General features: G+C 34.1%; 18 protein-coding genes. 7 read left to right on the top strand and 11 right to left on the bottom strand.

Annotated features, from left to right (window positions below; translation table 11 throughout):
* Positions 1-118 precede the first annotated feature (118 nt).
* From MHH71_RS30095 to MHH71_RS30055, 9 genes are all read right to left on the bottom strand, one after another.
* Positions 119-1,375, bottom strand: coding sequence for a hypothetical protein (locus tag MHH71_RS30095; protein ID WP_340725697.1), 1,257 nt, complete (start codon positions 1,373-1,375; stop codon positions 119-121).
* Between the two features lie 16 nt (positions 1,376-1,391).
* Positions 1,392-2,477, bottom strand: coding sequence for a hypothetical protein (locus MHH71_RS30090; RefSeq protein WP_078212078.1), 1,086 nt, complete (start codon positions 2,475-2,477; stop codon positions 1,392-1,394).
* Between the two features lie 100 nt (positions 2,478-2,577).
* Positions 2,578-2,871, bottom strand: a complete 294-nt coding sequence (locus tag MHH71_RS30085; RefSeq protein ID WP_078212076.1) for a hypothetical protein — start codon at positions 2,869-2,871, stop codon at positions 2,578-2,580.
* Positions 2,872-2,896: 25 nt separating this feature from the next.
* On the bottom strand, positions 2,897-3,136 hold the full coding sequence (locus MHH71_RS30080; protein WP_078212074.1) for a hypothetical protein: 240 nt from the start codon (positions 3,134-3,136) through the stop codon (positions 2,897-2,899).
* A gap of 25 nt (positions 3,137-3,161) precedes the next feature.
* Positions 3,162-3,611, bottom strand: a complete 450-nt coding sequence (locus MHH71_RS30075) for a hypothetical protein (RefSeq protein WP_078212072.1) — start codon at positions 3,609-3,611, stop codon at positions 3,162-3,164.
* A 583-nt stretch (positions 3,612-4,194) separates the two neighbouring features.
* The gene (locus MHH71_RS30070) at positions 4,195-4,443 is read right to left on the bottom strand and encodes a hypothetical protein (protein WP_078212070.1); all 249 of its coding nucleotides are present in this window, start codon (positions 4,441-4,443) and stop codon (positions 4,195-4,197) included.
* 137 nt (positions 4,444-4,580) lie between these two features.
* On the bottom strand, positions 4,581-5,156 hold the full coding sequence (locus MHH71_RS30065; protein ID WP_078212068.1) for a TraM recognition domain-containing protein: 576 nt from the start codon (positions 5,154-5,156) through the stop codon (positions 4,581-4,583).
* Between the two features lie 26 nt (positions 5,157-5,182).
* Positions 5,183-7,423: a SpaA isopeptide-forming pilin-related protein gene (locus MHH71_RS30060; RefSeq protein ID WP_078212066.1), complete on the bottom strand. Its 2,241-nt coding sequence runs from the start codon at positions 7,421-7,423 to the stop codon at positions 5,183-5,185.
* Between the two features lie 144 nt (positions 7,424-7,567).
* Positions 7,568-7,768 carry a helix-turn-helix transcriptional regulator gene (locus MHH71_RS30055; RefSeq protein ID WP_078212064.1) on the bottom strand — a complete coding sequence of 67 codons (201 nt, stop codon included), beginning with the start codon at positions 7,766-7,768 and terminating at the stop codon, positions 7,568-7,570.
* Between the two features lie 165 nt (positions 7,769-7,933).
* Here MHH71_RS30055 and MHH71_RS30050 point away from each other — a divergent pair, with 165 nt between their 5' ends.
* From MHH71_RS30050 to MHH71_RS30025, 6 genes are all read left to right on the top strand, one after another.
* Positions 7,934-8,431 (top strand): helix-turn-helix domain-containing protein, encoded by a 498-nt coding sequence (locus tag MHH71_RS30050; protein WP_078212062.1) that lies wholly within the window; start codon positions 7,934-7,936, stop codon positions 8,429-8,431.
* 346 nt (positions 8,432-8,777) lie between these two features.
* Positions 8,778-9,743 (top strand): Replicase RepFR55, encoded by a 966-nt coding sequence (locus MHH71_RS30045; protein WP_078212060.1) that lies wholly within the window; start codon positions 8,778-8,780, stop codon positions 9,741-9,743.
* Positions 9,744-10,390: 647 nt separating this feature from the next.
* Complete coding sequence (locus tag MHH71_RS30040) at positions 10,391-10,942, top strand: DUF3967 domain-containing protein (RefSeq protein WP_078212058.1); 552 nt, start codon at positions 10,391-10,393, stop codon at positions 10,940-10,942.
* Positions 10,943-11,170: 228 nt separating this feature from the next.
* Positions 11,171-12,361, top strand: coding sequence for a ParM/StbA family protein (locus MHH71_RS30035; RefSeq protein ID WP_078212056.1), 1,191 nt, complete (start codon positions 11,171-11,173; stop codon positions 12,359-12,361).
* A 9-nt stretch (positions 12,362-12,370) separates the two neighbouring features.
* Positions 12,371-12,799, top strand: a complete 429-nt coding sequence (locus MHH71_RS30030) for a hypothetical protein (protein WP_254853745.1) — start codon at positions 12,371-12,373, stop codon at positions 12,797-12,799.
* A gap of 139 nt (positions 12,800-12,938) precedes the next feature.
* The gene (locus MHH71_RS30025) at positions 12,939-13,202 is read left to right on the top strand and encodes a hypothetical protein (RefSeq protein WP_078212053.1); all 264 of its coding nucleotides are present in this window, start codon (positions 12,939-12,941) and stop codon (positions 13,200-13,202) included.
* Between the two features lie 91 nt (positions 13,203-13,293).
* On the opposite strand, the gene MHH71_RS30020 is transcribed toward MHH71_RS30025, so the two are convergent.
* Both MHH71_RS30020 and MHH71_RS30015 read right to left on the bottom strand, forming a co-directional pair.
* Positions 13,294-13,428, bottom strand: a complete 135-nt coding sequence (locus MHH71_RS30020) for a Phr family secreted Rap phosphatase inhibitor (protein WP_139358616.1) — start codon at positions 13,426-13,428, stop codon at positions 13,294-13,296.
* Positions 13,425-14,522: a Rap family tetratricopeptide repeat protein gene (locus MHH71_RS30015; protein WP_078212051.1), complete on the bottom strand. Its 1,098-nt coding sequence runs from the start codon at positions 14,520-14,522 to the stop codon at positions 13,425-13,427. Before MHH71_RS30015 ends, MHH71_RS30020 begins: the two co-directional genes overlap by 4 nt.
* A gap of 307 nt (positions 14,523-14,829) precedes the next feature.
* Here MHH71_RS30015 and MHH71_RS30010 point away from each other — a divergent pair, with 307 nt between their 5' ends.
* Entirely contained in the window at positions 14,830-15,078 is a 249-nt protein-coding gene (locus tag MHH71_RS30010; RefSeq protein WP_139358615.1) for a hypothetical protein, read from the top strand.
* Positions 15,079-15,240 lie beyond the last annotated feature (162 nt).

Below are 15,240 nucleotides of genomic sequence, written 5' to 3'. Positions count from 1 at the left end.
AGTACTTTCCATTCAGCTAATTTGTATTTCAATGGTGCTTTTTGATGCACATTATCCCCTCCTTTTTAGAAAATAAAAGAGCTGGTTGAAGGTTCAACCAGCTTGTTACCTTTTACTATTAAACTAAAACAGATGATTTGGGCTTATCTCCTCCGTCCTTTGGTGGATCCACTGGCGGTTTTGGTTTATCTCCTCCATCCTTTGGTGGATCCACTGGCGGTTTTGGCTTATCTCCTCCGTCCTTTGGTGGATCCACTGGCGGTTTTGGTTTATCTCCTCCGTCCTTTGGTGGATCCACTGGTGGCTTCGGCTTATCTGGATCCGTTGGCGGATCTACTGGTGGTTTTGGCTTATCTGGATCCGTTGGCGGATCTACTGGTGGTTTTGGCTTATCTGGATCCGTTGGCGGATCTACTGGCGGTTTTGGCTTATCTGGATCCGTTGGTGGATCTACTGGCGGTTTTGGCTTATCTGGATCCGTTGGCGGATCTACTGGTGGTTTTGGCTTATCTGGATCCGTTGGCGGATCTACTGGTGGTTTTGGCTTATCTGGATCCGTTGGTGGATCTACTGGCGGTTTTGGCTTATCTGGATCCGTTGGCGGATCTACTGGCGGTTTTGGCTTATCTGGATCCGTTGGTGGATCTACTGGCGGTTTTGGCTTATCTGGATCCGTTGGCGGATCTACTGGCGGTTTTGGCTTATCTGGATCCGTTGGCGGATCTACTGGTGGTTTTGGCTTATCTGGATCCGTTGGTGGATCTACTGGTGGCTTCGGCTTATCTGGATCCGTTGGCGGATCCACTGGCGGTTTTGGTTTCTCTGGCTCTGTTGGTGGTTCTACAATCGCATCTGGTTGTTTCTCCGTTGGAGCCACATCTACAATGCTTGCTAGTGATAAGTCTGTATTTTGATCACCAAATGCAAATTGGTCACCTTTAACTGTTACTTGCGGACTTCCATCTGTAATAACTGCAACCACATTGTCCTTCGCTGTATCATGAATCGTTTTATCTGAAGTTTCGTTGTCAAATAGAGCTAGAACACGAGAAGTTGTTTCATCACCATTTTGAAGATTACTTGCAATTGTCTTATCCTTATAATTTACTTTGTTTTTATCAATGTCTAGGACGTATGCAACATCTTTATCCTGACTTTGTATCGCATTTTCTGTCATTGTTTCAAAGTCTTTTTTATTTATATCTTCTTTCTTTTCTTCTGGTTTATTTTTATCAACTTTTTTGGTTATAGCTGGCTTACTTTTTGCTGTTTCCTTACTTCCAAACCAACTACAACCAGCACTACCTAATAACAATGAACCACCTACAGCTACAATTCCCATCTGTCTAAAAAATTTCTGATAATTTAATGGCATAGCGTTTCTTCCCCCTTTAGATCTCGCTTAATTCCTTATCAATTTTTTCGATTTTCGCTTTCTTTTCTTCTTCGCTAAGAGTGGATTGCCCCACATCCTTTTTTTGTAACTCTTTTACCTCTTTCATAAGAGTTTTATTTCCTTGTGTTTTTGCAAAAGTAAAGCAATCATCAAATTTCTTCTGATTCACATAAGCTTCAGCTACAAGTTTTTCACGTCTACCATCCATATTGACTTTGGCTTTTAATCGAATTACATCCTCATATTTCTTATTGAGTGCCGCCTTTTCAAAATCAATCACATCATTTTTAATATTTATCTCATTTATTTTTTTCATATTGTCGATACCGATATAGTAAGCTACTACACTCTCAGCAAATTTTGCTTCATACTGTATGGCCTTATTTGCTTTTCCACTTAATAAGTAAGAAAAAAGGACTGCTTTTTGACTCTCTTTATCTAGTTGTTTATAATCCAACTTTTCAAACTCTTGAATTGCCTTGGGATATTGCTGAATAGAAGCTTGTTGAAGTCCTTTCACTAAATGCGTATCTGGCTGATTCGTTCTTGCCTCAACTGAATTCGTTGGGACAGTATACAAGGAAAAAACACTTACAGCTCCTACTACAATCCCTCCAACTGCTCCTCCAATAATTTGAAACAGATGTTTTTTGTTCCTGTTTCCTTTTTCTAAAGGAAGCTCTTCATTAGCATGCTGTTCCTTTTTAACTCTGGTTTTCTCTTCTGACTTTTTTATTTCTTCAGGTGGAGCAATTTCCTTTAAAAACTCTTCAATATCTTGTCGCATTAGTTCTAACAGTTCTTCTTTTTGTTCCTCTTGTTCTTCATCCATTTCCATGGCAGACAGTTTGTTTTCTACATGTTCATACAAATGTGAAGCATAACCAGCCCCTAGAGACAATGTCCCTGCATACAACTCATTGTCTTGATCTAAAATATGAAAATCTACATGGACAATATTTTCTTGCTCCTGTAACGTTTGTTCGAGTTGGTACGAAATCTTACAAGCATTCTGTAACGACATCTTCTGAAAACTTTTAATCTCTGGTATTGTGCTTTTGGTAAACATGACTTCTAACATAAATTGTGTCCTCCTCCCCTTTCTACCGCTCTACATTGGCATATAAAAAGAAGCTATACAATTGCATAGCTTCTTTACCAAAACGTATTTTGTTGTATCTTCACATCCAAAAGAACAAAATAGATCCAAACTTGATATTACTATTAATGCCTTCTGCCAATCCTTTTGCACCCATTACAATGATTAATCCTACTGCTGAACCAATGAACCACCCTTTACTCTGATGTCTCCCTCGTTCTCCCCCCCAGATTAAGTAATAACCACCAATACAAAATGCGATAGCCGCACTGATGATTCCTAAACGTTGTGCCCAGGTTAATACCGATTCACCTGTGCTAACTAGGCTAGACATTCCATCGCCAGCACCTAAAATCAAATGGTTTAATTTAAACATAACCTACACTCTCCTTATATTTGTGTTATACAACTTTACTTGACTGCGAAAGATCCGCCGGACGTTCAGGTGCTCTACCGGAACCTTTTTCTTCTTCTACAAATAGAGTGAGTGCTTCTAATATTAATTCTTGATTTCCTTCAATGAACTGTTGATGTTGTACGTGTAACCAATTTTGATAGCTTTCTCCTTTGACTTTCAGCAACTTTTCTACCAAGTCCCTGGACTTCTTTAAATCACGTTGAGTAACAGTTGGATTAGACAATTTATTACACCGCCTCTCTATCCACTTATTTATCGATATACATTTCCTTCATATTACGTACAAACACATCTAATTCTTTTTCTAACTCTGATGGTTTGTATTTATCTAATGCAATTTGTTTTTTTAGCTTCCCTTTTTCATAATAAGCTAATGTTTCTCCATTTTGTTCTAAACCATAATCTGCTTGACTTTTCTCACCATCAAAAGTGGAGTGATTACTATCTAATTCCTTACCACCTACATTATTATTCTTTAATGCTCTTTGAACTTGATTTATATACCCCTCGCGATCTTCTTTGCGGAAAGAATACATGACAAATCCGGTTCCATCCTGTGACATGAATTTTTTCATCTCTTGAGGGCTTAGTTCTTCAAGTTCTCCTTTCTTGCTATTAGAAAATACCAGTGTAGAACCAATCCCTAAAACGGCAACCAATGCAACTATAACGGCAATGAGTTTTGATTTCCGAGTCATAATTTGACCTCCCTATTATTATTAAACAAGCGATTTTGGAGTCTACTGAGAGTTCAGATCGTTTCTCCACATCTGGATATTATTATAGCAAGAATTTTGGGAAAATAATGAAATATTACCATTTATGGCGGATATGGTAAACCCTATATTGGTATGCATAGGAGAGTCCATCCCGACCTGACTCCCATAAGCCCAATACTGCACAACGTTTTGGCATGTACGTAGAACCTTGTGTATCTACTGTCCTTTGTTTTCACCGCTTCTTCAGAATGTCACACTGGGATATTCCTCACGAGTACTTACTCCTACAGATGATGGATACACCGTATTTTTCCCGTGGTCACAGGTGTGTTTTACGTACGCACACACCGAACAATGAATCAATCGTATACCCAACCCTTCTAGTGACCATTTCAAAAGGGGGCACGCATGTGAAATTGTCAAAGGACAGTTGTGCATCGAACAGGAAAAACTTTCGTTTGGAACGACTATAAAAATAGTTACGAAATTGTTTGTTTTTCCAATATCGGATAAACCTATCTCAGCACACTCCAAAACCGCTTGTTTTTTCTCGAAAATCATCTTATTTCCGTCGTTGGCACACAGTCGTCAATTCATCATCCTGGTTTCTTCTCTTGGCAATTACTTTTTGTTTTTCATCCATGACTGAACGAACACGGTAATAGATCTCTGCAATCCTTTCAATATTTCCTGTTGTATTTTCTACCGCTACCGCTCCTTTTAACTGATACACTTTGCCATCGAATGTTTTGACACTTTGTGCACGTGACGACGATATATCATAGAATGCAAGTCTCTGCTCTTTTCCCATGTGTATCGCCTCCTTCGAAAAGGGGAAGGACTTAAAATCCCCCCTTTCATCTTGTATAGTTTTCTAGCCATCTATATATCATGAATGGCTGTGAAATCCCTAAAATCCTGATAAAAGCCTGTATTTGAAAGGTAAGACTATGCTAGAACCGTTGTCTGACATGAGGTAGCAATTCGGTTTGCTCCGTGTTTTCCGTATATACGCTGTAAAACGGAATGAGATTCTACAACAATAGAAGTTCGAATATCATAAGTAGCATTCTTCTCTAAAAACTGCTCCATATGAGGGATGGGGTAAAGATTGAATTGATAAAACACCAGGTGAATCGGTCGGATCTTCTTCTTCTCTGTTAGGAAATGAAGAAAATGAGATAACGCTTCTCCTCGATCTTCATAGGTGCTATTACTTGTATCTATGCTGATATACGTGACAACCTTTTGATGATCTTCATAATCTAAAGAAACTGTTTCGCTTAACAAATCATACTTTACAATGCGATAGCCTTGTTTTAATTTCTGTTGATGTGTATCTTCGTAAAATTGACCCGTTGGATCAAAAATGAAGATAAATCTTTGCTCTGCTTTTCTTACCCCCTCTATCACTGTTTGATACGCCTCTTGGGAAGCTCTGATTACATCTACACCCTTTTCCTCTTGATTCGAACTCTTCATTGCCTGTAGAAGCCCTGAGCACCTTCGAATGACTCCTAGCATGTCTTTCTCTCCTTTCATACTTTGAATTATTGAGCTTTTTTTCGGTTCCTTACTGCAAATACAGCTCCAATTGCGCCAAGTACGACACATGCAAGCCCAATCCATTTTATGTACGGATTTTCAGCTTTACCGCCTGTTGTAGGAAGGTTTGCATCTACTTTTTCTACTTTCTTTGGTGTTTGTTCTAGTTGTGGTTGTGTAGCGATTTGTTGTGGTTTCTCTGGTTGTGGTGTAACAGGTTTTTCTGCTACTTTTGGTTGTTCTGGTGTCTGTGGTTGTGGTGTTTCTGGCTGTTCTGGTTGATGTGGTGTCTCTGGTGTTGGTTTCTTTTCATCCTTTACTGTATGTTTGATAATCTGGCCGTCCTCTTTTATTTCGAAACGGAATGTTTCTTCGTTAATTAAATATCCGTCTGGTGCAAATGTTTCTTTATATGTGTACTTTCCATATGGAAGCTTAAATTTTGCAATACCATTTTTATCAGTTTTTCCTTTTACAACTTCTTCGCCTTTTTCATTAAAGATAGTAAACTCAGCATTTGAAAGTTTGTTATTTCCATTAGCTATATCTACCTTGGTAATTTCGAGGTCCCCTTTGATTTGTTTATTCTTCGCTGTTAGCATGATTGTTTTGCCTTGCTCTGTGATACTAAAAGGAATAGCGTCTTTTGTTAACACATATCCGGTTGGTGCCTCTTTTTCAACAAATGAGTATGCCCCAAATGGTAAGTCTTTTACTTCAATCAAGCCGTTTTTATCTGTTTTATGTTCACTAATCTTTTTACCTTTACTGTCCTGTAGAATGAATGTTGCTCCTTCTAATTTCTTATCTGGATTCTCTCCATCTACTTTAAGTAGTTGCACATTCCCTTTTACCTCTTTGTTTTCAACAGTAAATGTGAGCGTTTTTCCTTGTTCTTTGATCTCGAATGGGTATTTTGTCTGGTTAAGAAGATATCCTTCTACCCCTTTTGTTTCTACAAAATAGTACTTCCCATATGGAAGATCTTTTACTTGAACAATCCCTTGCTCATTTGTAGTGGCTTTAGAAACTTCTTTTCCATCCGCTGTATATACCGTGAACTCTACTTTCGGAAGAACTTTTCCACTGTCACTTAGCTTTTTAATCTCGATGTTTCCTTTTACTTTAGTGTTCGCTACAGTGATTGTTGCGACCTCACCCGTTTTCACTTCAATCTTTTGCGGTTGGTTATTCAGTACATAACCAGTAGGAGATTTCACTTCTTTCAAAGTGTACTGTCCACTCTCTATACCGGAAAGGCTTGCTGTACCTTGCTCATTTGTAGTCATTGTGCCTACTTTTTCGTTTGCACTGTTGAAGACTTCAAATACAGCACCTTGTAACACTTCTTTTTGCTCTCCTACTTTTATAACCTTCAATCCACCAAGGGACTTCCAGTGTACTCGTAGATCAGTACTTACTTGTTCCTCATTTCTTTCTAATAAGACCGTTGCATCTTGCACCTTATCAGTACCTTTATAAGCTACTGCATGCAACTTAGAAAGGTTAGAGGATACTTTCAAGGAAAAAGTACCACTTGGAGAGGATTTCGGTACAAGGATACGGAATTGTTCTCCTAGGTTGAACTGTTGTTTCTCTTCTCCGTTTGTTGAAACAACTTTTGTTCCAGTTGGTGCATGAGTTAGTTGGACTGCAAATACACCGTTCTTTGCGTTACTTTCTACTTGATAGGTTGTCGTCTCAAAGTACTCACCGTTTAATTTTGCTTCTTGATTGTCAGTTGGTGTTACATTCATGTACAGTTCTTGTGTTTCTTGACTCGCATCTGCCCCAGCAATAATTGCCTTTACAGCTTTGGCAACATTCGCATTCTTATGCTGAACTTCATTAATGTCAATTTGCCCTAATGCCGCCCAAACAGACATCTGCGTTGCATAGTGTGCTTCTTTCCAGTTAGAAACACCTAGTTCTTCTGGACTCTTTTGTGGATATCCATTTAGAAGAACACGATACACAACATTATCTGTGCGCCCCATCTCTGGAAGGTCATTGCCATTTGGACTGAGTTTTCCATACGTTAAGCAATACGCAATTTGACCATTTGTATCCTTCAGTAATTCTGTCCGTAGTTCTTTCCCGTACATAGGACTATAACTCCATTTCATTTCATATCTCTCACGATTAATGACTTCAGCACTCGCTTTCGTCAGCGGAAATACAAAATTCAGAACAACTAGAAGCATACTCATAGCAATGAGTAACGTTTGATACGATCGTTTCAACATGACTAACAGCTCCCTCATATTATGCAGTTTTCAAAGATCAGTTTTTGAATCATTAATTCTATTTAAATTACTAATATTTTTTACTATAATTAATCTTATATAGTTACTTTGTACCTTTATTAAAACAAAGTAACTCTTTTTAAATTATGCTCGAACCCTGTAATACGTTGGTACAAAAATGTATTCTACTGGTTGATTAAAAATAGCGGAGATCTTTTCTGCTCGTTCTGCATTCACTCCAGATTTCCCTTTTTCAATAGCGTGTAATACTTGGGGTTTAATGTGTAACTTTTGGGAAAGTTTTTCTAAAGAAAGCGATTTATTCACCCTTTCTCGGTATAACATAGTTAACTCAACCTCCTTTCTTTCGATTTAACTACATTGTACATCACTTAAAAAGTGAAATCAACTACTTTTTAGTAATTTTTCAGAAATTAAATCTAAAGTAGTTAAAAATAAACTACTTTAGACTATATCTTCATAAGATATTAATTAGAAAGGAATTGAAATATGAGTATTTTTGGTGCCCGTGTAAAAACTTTACGCTTAGATCGCGGATGGAGTATGAAACAATTGGGAGAGGAAGTTAGTAAATTATCTGGATCTCCCTTACCACAAACAACTATATCTAACTGGGAGAACAAAGGCTCAGAACCTCCATATAATATCCTAGTTTTTACTGCTACAGCATTAGAGGTAAGTACAGATTATTTACTTGGAAAAACAGAAGAATTACAATTTGAACAACATACTTTAAAACATGCTGAACCAGTACATCCAAACTACACAGAAAATGTTATCAACATAGATAACGATATTAATTCATCTTTACAATCCTTAATACAAGAATTAAAACAAGAAATAAATAATTTACCCATAACAAAAAAAGATTCTATAGATGGTGATTTAAAGGAATACTTAGAGTTCTTAGAGTATAAACAAGAGAAATTGTTAACTGATTTTAAAACATTTTCAAAATACATTAAATATCAAATAAAAAATCTCTAGTAATAACTAGAGATTTTTTAAATTCATATGGTATTTGCTGTAAATAAAACCATAACTATTATTGATATCCGTCAATAATAGTTATACAATAGAACATATACATAAAAACAACTATAATATAGTAAAAAAACAAAAAAATAAACCCTACCGCACACATTTTTAATTGGCATATCACTTTGGCCGGTGAACCAATTAAAAATCAGATTAAAGTAGGGGATTTATCTTTTATAATTATACATGTTACATATCCATTATAGCATGTGAAAATTATAATGTGAATAAAAACCTCTACTTTTCCAGCGTTTTTCTGTTTATTCGCGGTGGAAAAAAATAGGAGGTTTTTTCTGTGTTATTGAACAACTTTTTGCTTAGTCGAGCAAAAACTGAATTAAGTCCTCGAATTAAACACTTGTCCAAAACACCAGGGACTATTAATCAAGCAATCAAGAAAGTTACTACTTATATTGATAATATTGTCCTTGAAGATGAAGGTGTTACCACAAAAGATTACCTTACCAAAAGACAATATGAAGCCTTAGAGACTGTTTTATCTTATTTGGTACAAGAAGGGTATGCCCAAGTAAGGCAAGTTCGTATTAGCAAAAAATCTGGTATTTCTAAACCTATTATTAATTACGTGTTAAATTGGTTGCAAGATTTGGGAGTATGCCAACAGATTAAGGTACGAAGACATGGTAAAATTGCCCCTTCGATTTACATTTTAACCATACATAACAATTACTTAAAGATTATAGAATACTTCAAGGTAAAATGGGCTGTAGCAATTGATGTTTGCTCTACTTTCACTGGAATTTTAAAGGAAAACCTCTTTAAGAAGGCGGTTGTATCTAAGCATGAGGAAAAGAACATAGTTTCTAACGGCATAAATATTTTGAATTTTGAAGAACAAGAAAAAGAAAATACAAATGTACATGACTCTACTGATAGATCACAGGATTTAAATGATTATTTAAGTGAAGATCAGAAAAGAGCATATCATCATATAATGTGTCAACGTTTAACAAATTTAACAGAAAAAGATGCTTACATAGTCGCTTTAAGGTTGCCACCAAATCTTGAAAGTATGGGAACATCTGCGAAGTGGGCTTTCGAGGAATCTGTAGATTGGTTTAATGAAAATAAAGCTGATCTTAGCAATCCGGCTCATTTCATGAATATGTTTACTCAAAAACTCAATAATTATCAAGAACGTAGAAATCGTGAAGCAAAAGCAATCTTATCCAATATACCATACGACCAAACGTTCAAAAGCACAATCCAATTTTATGACTGGGTAACGATTAAAAAGTGAGAATTGTTTAGCTTTGATTTTTAAAAATTCATAGTATAGTAGCCTTGCTCAAAAAAACATATATAGCAAGGCTATTTGTCATGTCTTAATATAAACCCTTCAAAAAATCTTCTCCTTCCTTCAGCTTTTTTATTATTTTCTTAACTATTTCTCTATAAAATTTTCACTTTATGCAAACTGAAAATTCTACTATTTACTCTCAGTTTAACTTTGAATTTTACTAAGAAGAAATCTTTGAATGCTTATCAGAGTAAGAGTCACGGTTAAAAAATGAAGCCTAATGTTTTTATTGAGTTTAATTTTTTAAAAACAAGAATTAATAAATAAGATGATCTTAAATCAGCCTTAAATTTTAAAAGGAAATTCTGTCTCTTTTTAGGGAGAACCTACATACCTTGTCTAAAATGTATATAAGAACTTGAAATAGACATGATGGTTCCCTAAACAACTACAATATTAATAGGTATATTGTAAATTTAATATTTTAACCTTATCAATATTTGTAGAAATTAAGTTGCCTTATATTTAATATAGCAACTTATAACGAGGCATGGGGAATCTTTTCATTTAAAAAATGACTATAAAGTGTAGGAATTTTACCAATTAATGTGGAAGCGTTCTATATAAAAACTAAGGAGGTAGAACAGTTGCAAGAACGCTCGTTTTGGACGAAGGAAGTTGCCGAACGCTTAGAAATAGGAACCAGTACACTTAGAAAGTGGTGTATTACCTTGGAGCAAGAGAACTACTCTTTTGTTAAAGGTGCAAAAAATAGTCGTGCTTTTGTTCAAAAAGATATTCAAGTACTAGAACAGATGAAAAAGCTGATTCAAGAAGCTGGGATGAGCATTGAAAGTGCTGTGAAGGTTGTTTTATCTGTTCCGTTTGTTGAAAATGAAGAAGACAAAATTTCTGAAAAAAATAGTAGAACGCCTAGCGTTCTTCCTGAGAACACAATAATTATTAATCAAGAGTTTATAGAAAAATTACTACAAGAGCAAATATTACTGAAAGAAAAAATCCAACAACTCGAACGCATAGAATTAATGAATGCAGAACGCCTAGAACGCATGGAGAACAGATATGATGAACGTGATTCGTTACTATTAACGCATGTTAGAGAAATTCAAGAAACAAAAAGGCTTATTGCAGCATCACAAAATAAAGAAGAAAAAAAATGGTGGAAGTTTTGGGAATGAGGTAAATGATTTTGAGTTAAAATTAATAATAATAAATTATTAAAAATTGTTTTGAATTAAAAAATACCACAAGCTCTCTATAGAATATATATAATAAATCATTTTAAATTAAAATGATTTATTTTTATTTATTTTATTGTGCTTGATGGTAATTTGTGATAAAATATAATTAAGATAAATTAAAATGATTTAAAATAAATTATTTTCAATCAGAAAGGGGTATTATAAATGAAAATAAATTACTTTGTTGAAGATGATAACGGAAATTCAGAAAAAAAAATCACGATTAATGGAGAAATGTTAAAATTCCCAAATACATATAGTTATGTTTACAAAGAACCAGTTCCAATGGAAAAGAAAATTGAGGAGTTAGTACATGGTTTATTTCACAATATGGATGTGACTGTGAATTCTTCAGCACTAAAGGGTCAAGTAGCTCAAAGAATCTTTGTTGGTGAACGTGCGATTCGATCAGGTGCAGATCTTCAAAACCTTAACATTAGATCAAACCGAGGTAAACATAAACAAGATACTACAATTATGACGACAGTTAGTGCAATTGCTTGTCGTGCGGTTCAAGATATGTTTAAAAAAGAGAACTCCTTAGAAGAAGGTACAAATGTAGAAGTGAATGTTTTAATGGTTACAGCTTTACCAGCCAGTGAATGGACGAAAGAAAAAGCAAAACAACTATCTGAAAGATTTACAAAAAGTAGTCATCATGTGACAGTTACTGTTGGTGATGTAAGAATTTATGTAACTTTAAAATTTGAAAAAGTTATCGTTGTACAAGAAGGAACGGTCGCACTATTTGCACTGATTGAAGATGGAAAAGGTAACTATAGAAATGACGACTTATTTGATGAATTTAAAGAAATGTATGATATGAAGGATATAACAGGTGAATATTTCAGTGAAAAGCGTCTTCTTCATATAGATATAGGCGACGGAACTACAGAATATGTAGTTACTAAAGGATATGATTATGATAATGACCACTCTTCTGGGGAAAGACATGGTATAGGTCATGCTATTGAACGTGCTAAAAAAGACTTTGAAGATGAATGGGGATTCTCTGTAGAAAGACAAGAATTTGCGGGATATCTAAAAGAAGAGCATCCTAAATATTATGAGGATGCTAAGAAATTTCTAGCAAGAGCAAAGTTTAATTTAGCTGATGAAGTGTTAGATACTGCGGAAACTAAATTACAAGATTTGAAATATGATGTAGATGTTGTTTGTGTTTACGGTGGTGGAAGTATTCAGTTAAAAGAGAATCTTTTTAAAGAACTAAGAGAAATTTGTGATTCCAAAAAGATTAAAATATTATGGATCAACCCTAAAAATGCTACAGAAATGAATGTAAAAGGTATGACAGTATTCAGTTCGATTGCACTTCAAAAAGAACAAGTAAAATAGGTGATTATGATGGCGAAACCAAAAGCGATTCAAATTCCTTTATCAGAAAAAATGCGTCAAAGATGTCCGGAATTATTCGTTTGGATAGAGTCACAAGAAAATCCAAACGAGGCAACAAGAAAAGTTTTGGAGCATTTCATTTCGCTGTACGGAACGCAAAGTGTAGATAGCGAAAAAGTAAAACTTGCAATGGCAAAAGACTTATTAAGCGCAAAAGGGATGCTACAGGGAGATATACCAAGAGGTGTATCTTCCCTAGCACCTTTAACATACAGAAAACAAGAAGAAGGTAGTTCAATTAAAGAAAACGAAATATCAAATAAAGTTACAAAAGATGAAGGTAAACCGGAAGATGTTGAAAAATCGAAAGAAAAGATTGAAGAAGAGACAGTAGGTAAACCTATAGAAAGAAATATGGATATAAATAAATGGCTCTAAGTATAATCTACAATATAGTATTTATATGAGAAGAAGCAAAAGACATAATATGCATAAAGACAAAAAGGAGTGCTTACTTTTTAGAGAAAGCACTCCTTTTTATATTTTTCATAAAAAGCGTAAAACGAGGTGATTATTGATGATTTCAGTAGCAAATGGAAGTCGATGGTTGAAGACTTTAAAATCATTAGGACATTATACAATAGTATTGGGAGTAAGTTTAAGTATATTGTATGTTTTAAAAACCGTTATTTTACAAACTTTAGGGATTTTGTTAATCGGAGTATTTGTAGCAATTGGATGTTATTTTTCATTCTATTTACTATTAGGTGTTTTTAGTCTACTACTGATTGTGGGAAGTGTTATAAGTGTTATAGGGTTATTAGCATACTATCTATTTTAATATAAAAAATAAGTGAATATAATTTGTATACAGAACAAAATAAAAGCATTGTCTAAAAATTTCAGGACAATGCTTTTTATTTTGTTGATTGTCAACCAGTATCTCCATGTGCATTTTGAACAGCCGCATTTATCTGTTTAGAATCTGTTGTTGGTGTTGTATGTGCACCAAACATCATTGTTAGAACTGCTATAGTTCCCATTAAGCTAAGTGCTATTTTCTTCATTTTAAAGCCTCCTTCTCTAAAATTTTTTCATTTGATTTACTGGCTAAGTAAAAATATTTACTCGCTTTTAAATGATTGTCTTCTTGGTAAAATTTATGTGCTAATTTTTCAGTATACTCTTGAGTATACTCAAATAAATTTTCTTTTTCAAAATAAGTAATTCCTGCTAAAATAAAATTTTCTAATTCTGTAGTAGGAATATTATTATTGAATGCTTGTAAAATATAGAAATGATGCAAGTATTCATTGTTTTGTAGATCTTCACAGATATTTAACCCTCTATTAGTAAGTTTGGATACAATATCTGTATTTTTTAGTTTATAATGTTCCCTCGCTTCAACAAAAATAGCTTTGTAATGAGTAGGATTATTTGTAGAGACTTCTGAAAGGTGTTTGATTGCTAGACTAGATTGGTTTTGGCTTGCATACAATAGACCTAAATTATGTCGTACAGTGAAGATAGCTCTTTTTTCTTCTGTTTTTTGAAATATATCCATTGCAGAAATAAAATATTCTTCTGCTAAAGCATAGTCCTTTAAATGAGTACAAATAAGACCTAACAGATTATTACAATAAGCTAACTTTAGTTTGTATTCTTCATTGTTTGAGAATATATCTTTAGCTCTAGAAACATGTTTAAGAGCTAAAATAGCTTGATAACTATGATAACAAAATGTCGCTAAATTATAATAAAATTCCGCTTTCTCAAGGTCATCACCATCAGGGATATGTACAAGTAAAGATTCAGCTTTATCATAATGTTCTTCAGCTAAACTATAGTTACCAATTGCATTAGAATGGATAGCTTTAAAAAAGTGAAAATAATATGATAAAATGTCTTCTTTTGGTGTATCAAATGATTCAATGTCATCAAAGCTATTTTTAGAAACAGCTAGGTTATTAATTAGATATTTATGTCGGAAATTAAGAAGTGAGTAATAAAATAATAAATTTTGATTATTTTTTATATTACTGATTTGGCTTTCAATCTCTTCTTTTAAACGATTAGCATTGTCACTATTCCTGGAACGAATTTGTAAATACCATTCATTAAGTAATTCAAGTTGTTCATTTCCCTTTAGTTGAACGTTCATATAATCCTCCCCCATCATCCCATAATAAAGAGAATATTCTTATAATACATAATATCAGATAACAAAATTACCCATCTTGTTAAGTTGTATTTTTCAATATTTTTCCGAATATTCAGGTTTTTTATGGATTATGGTGGCTTGTTTAGTGAATGTGAACAAAATAATATGAATATGAATATGAATATGAATTTGTATTTTTATCCTTTTATAGTGTAACACTGCCAATCATTTAATAACTCATGCAATTTTGCATTCTCTGATATATGAGAAGGTGATATATTTGTCTAAGAAGAGAGGGGAGTCAGCTATGGACTTAATGTACTTACTAACTGATGAGAAAGGTTTAGGAACTTTCAAAATTACAAACTCTATCTCAGATACTTGGATAGAAACAATTGTAAGTGTAGGGGAAAGATTAATAAAGAAAGACGCTAAATTTAGGTATATTAAAGTTTTATCTGTGGGAGATAGACGTATAAAATCTTATGTAGACAAACCTTTACCCTTAATTGGCGCGGTAACTACAGCAAATTTCGAAAGAATGGAAGAGGTATAAACCTCTTCCTATTTCAAATTCACAGTCGGCTTTGTATAAAGTTTGATTAAAAGTCATTTAGAATTCTTTAATTAAGGATTAAGGCGATAAAGCATCGCGATTTTTTTAGAAAAGTCGTAACTTTCTTCAAAACATCGTGCCTTTTTTATGAACATCACAACT

It is taken from the genome of Bacillus sp. FSL H8-0534, assembly GCF_038005885.1.
GTDB classification, from domain to species: domain Bacteria; phylum Bacillota; class Bacilli; order Bacillales; family Bacillaceae_G; genus Bacillus_A; species Bacillus_A pseudomycoides.
The sequence above is the reverse complement of the archived record's forward strand: the minus strand, read 5'-3'. Positions and strand labels throughout refer to the sequence as shown.

What these genes read in the sequence shown, in the direction of transcription:
- MHH71_RS30090 (WP_078212078.1), bottom strand. Translation starts at nt 2,477, where the DNA reads ATGTTAGAAGTCATGTTTACCAAAAGCACAATACCAGAGATTAAAAGT.
- MHH71_RS30015 (WP_078212051.1), bottom strand. Translation starts at nt 14,522, where the DNA reads ATGAACGTTCAACTAAAGGGAAATGAACAACTTGAATTACTTAATGAA.
- MHH71_RS30075 (WP_078212072.1), bottom strand. Translation starts at nt 3,611, where the DNA reads ATGACTCGGAAATCAAAACTCATTGCCGTTATAGTTGCATTGGTTGCC.
- MHH71_RS30085 (WP_078212076.1), bottom strand. Translation starts at nt 2,871, where the DNA reads ATGTTTAAATTAAACCATTTGATTTTAGGTGCTGGCGATGGAATGTCT.
- MHH71_RS30050 (WP_078212062.1), top strand. Translation starts at nt 7,934, where the DNA reads ATGAGTATTTTTGGTGCCCGTGTAAAAACTTTACGCTTAGATCGCGGA.
- MHH71_RS30095 (WP_340725697.1), bottom strand. Translation starts at nt 1,375, where the DNA reads ATGCCATTAAATTATCAGAAATTTTTTAGACAGATGGGAATTGTAGCT.
- MHH71_RS30030 (WP_254853745.1), top strand. Translation starts at nt 12,371, where the DNA reads ATGGCGAAACCAAAAGCGATTCAAATTCCTTTATCAGAAAAAATGCGT.
- MHH71_RS30070 (WP_078212070.1), bottom strand. Translation starts at nt 4,443, where the DNA reads ATGGGAAAAGAGCAGAGACTTGCATTCTATGATATATCGTCGTCACGT.
- MHH71_RS30010 (WP_139358615.1), top strand. Translation starts at nt 14,830, where the DNA reads ATGGACTTAATGTACTTACTAACTGATGAGAAAGGTTTAGGAACTTTC.
- MHH71_RS30060 (WP_078212066.1), bottom strand. Translation starts at nt 7,423, where the DNA reads ATGTTGAAACGATCGTATCAAACGTTACTCATTGCTATGAGTATGCTT.
- MHH71_RS30035 (WP_078212056.1), top strand. Translation starts at nt 11,171, where the DNA reads ATGAAAATAAATTACTTTGTTGAAGATGATAACGGAAATTCAGAAAAA.
- MHH71_RS30020 (WP_139358616.1), bottom strand. Translation starts at nt 13,428, where the DNA reads ATGAAGAAAATAGCACTTAGCTTAATGGGAACTATAGCAGTTCTAACA.
- MHH71_RS30065 (WP_078212068.1), bottom strand. Translation starts at nt 5,156, where the DNA reads ATGCTAGGAGTCATTCGAAGGTGCTCAGGGCTTCTACAGGCAATGAAG.
- MHH71_RS30025 (WP_078212053.1), top strand. Translation starts at nt 12,939, where the DNA reads ATGATTTCAGTAGCAAATGGAAGTCGATGGTTGAAGACTTTAAAATCA.
- MHH71_RS30055 (WP_078212064.1), bottom strand. Translation starts at nt 7,768, where the DNA reads ATGTTATACCGAGAAAGGGTGAATAAATCGCTTTCTTTAGAAAAACTT.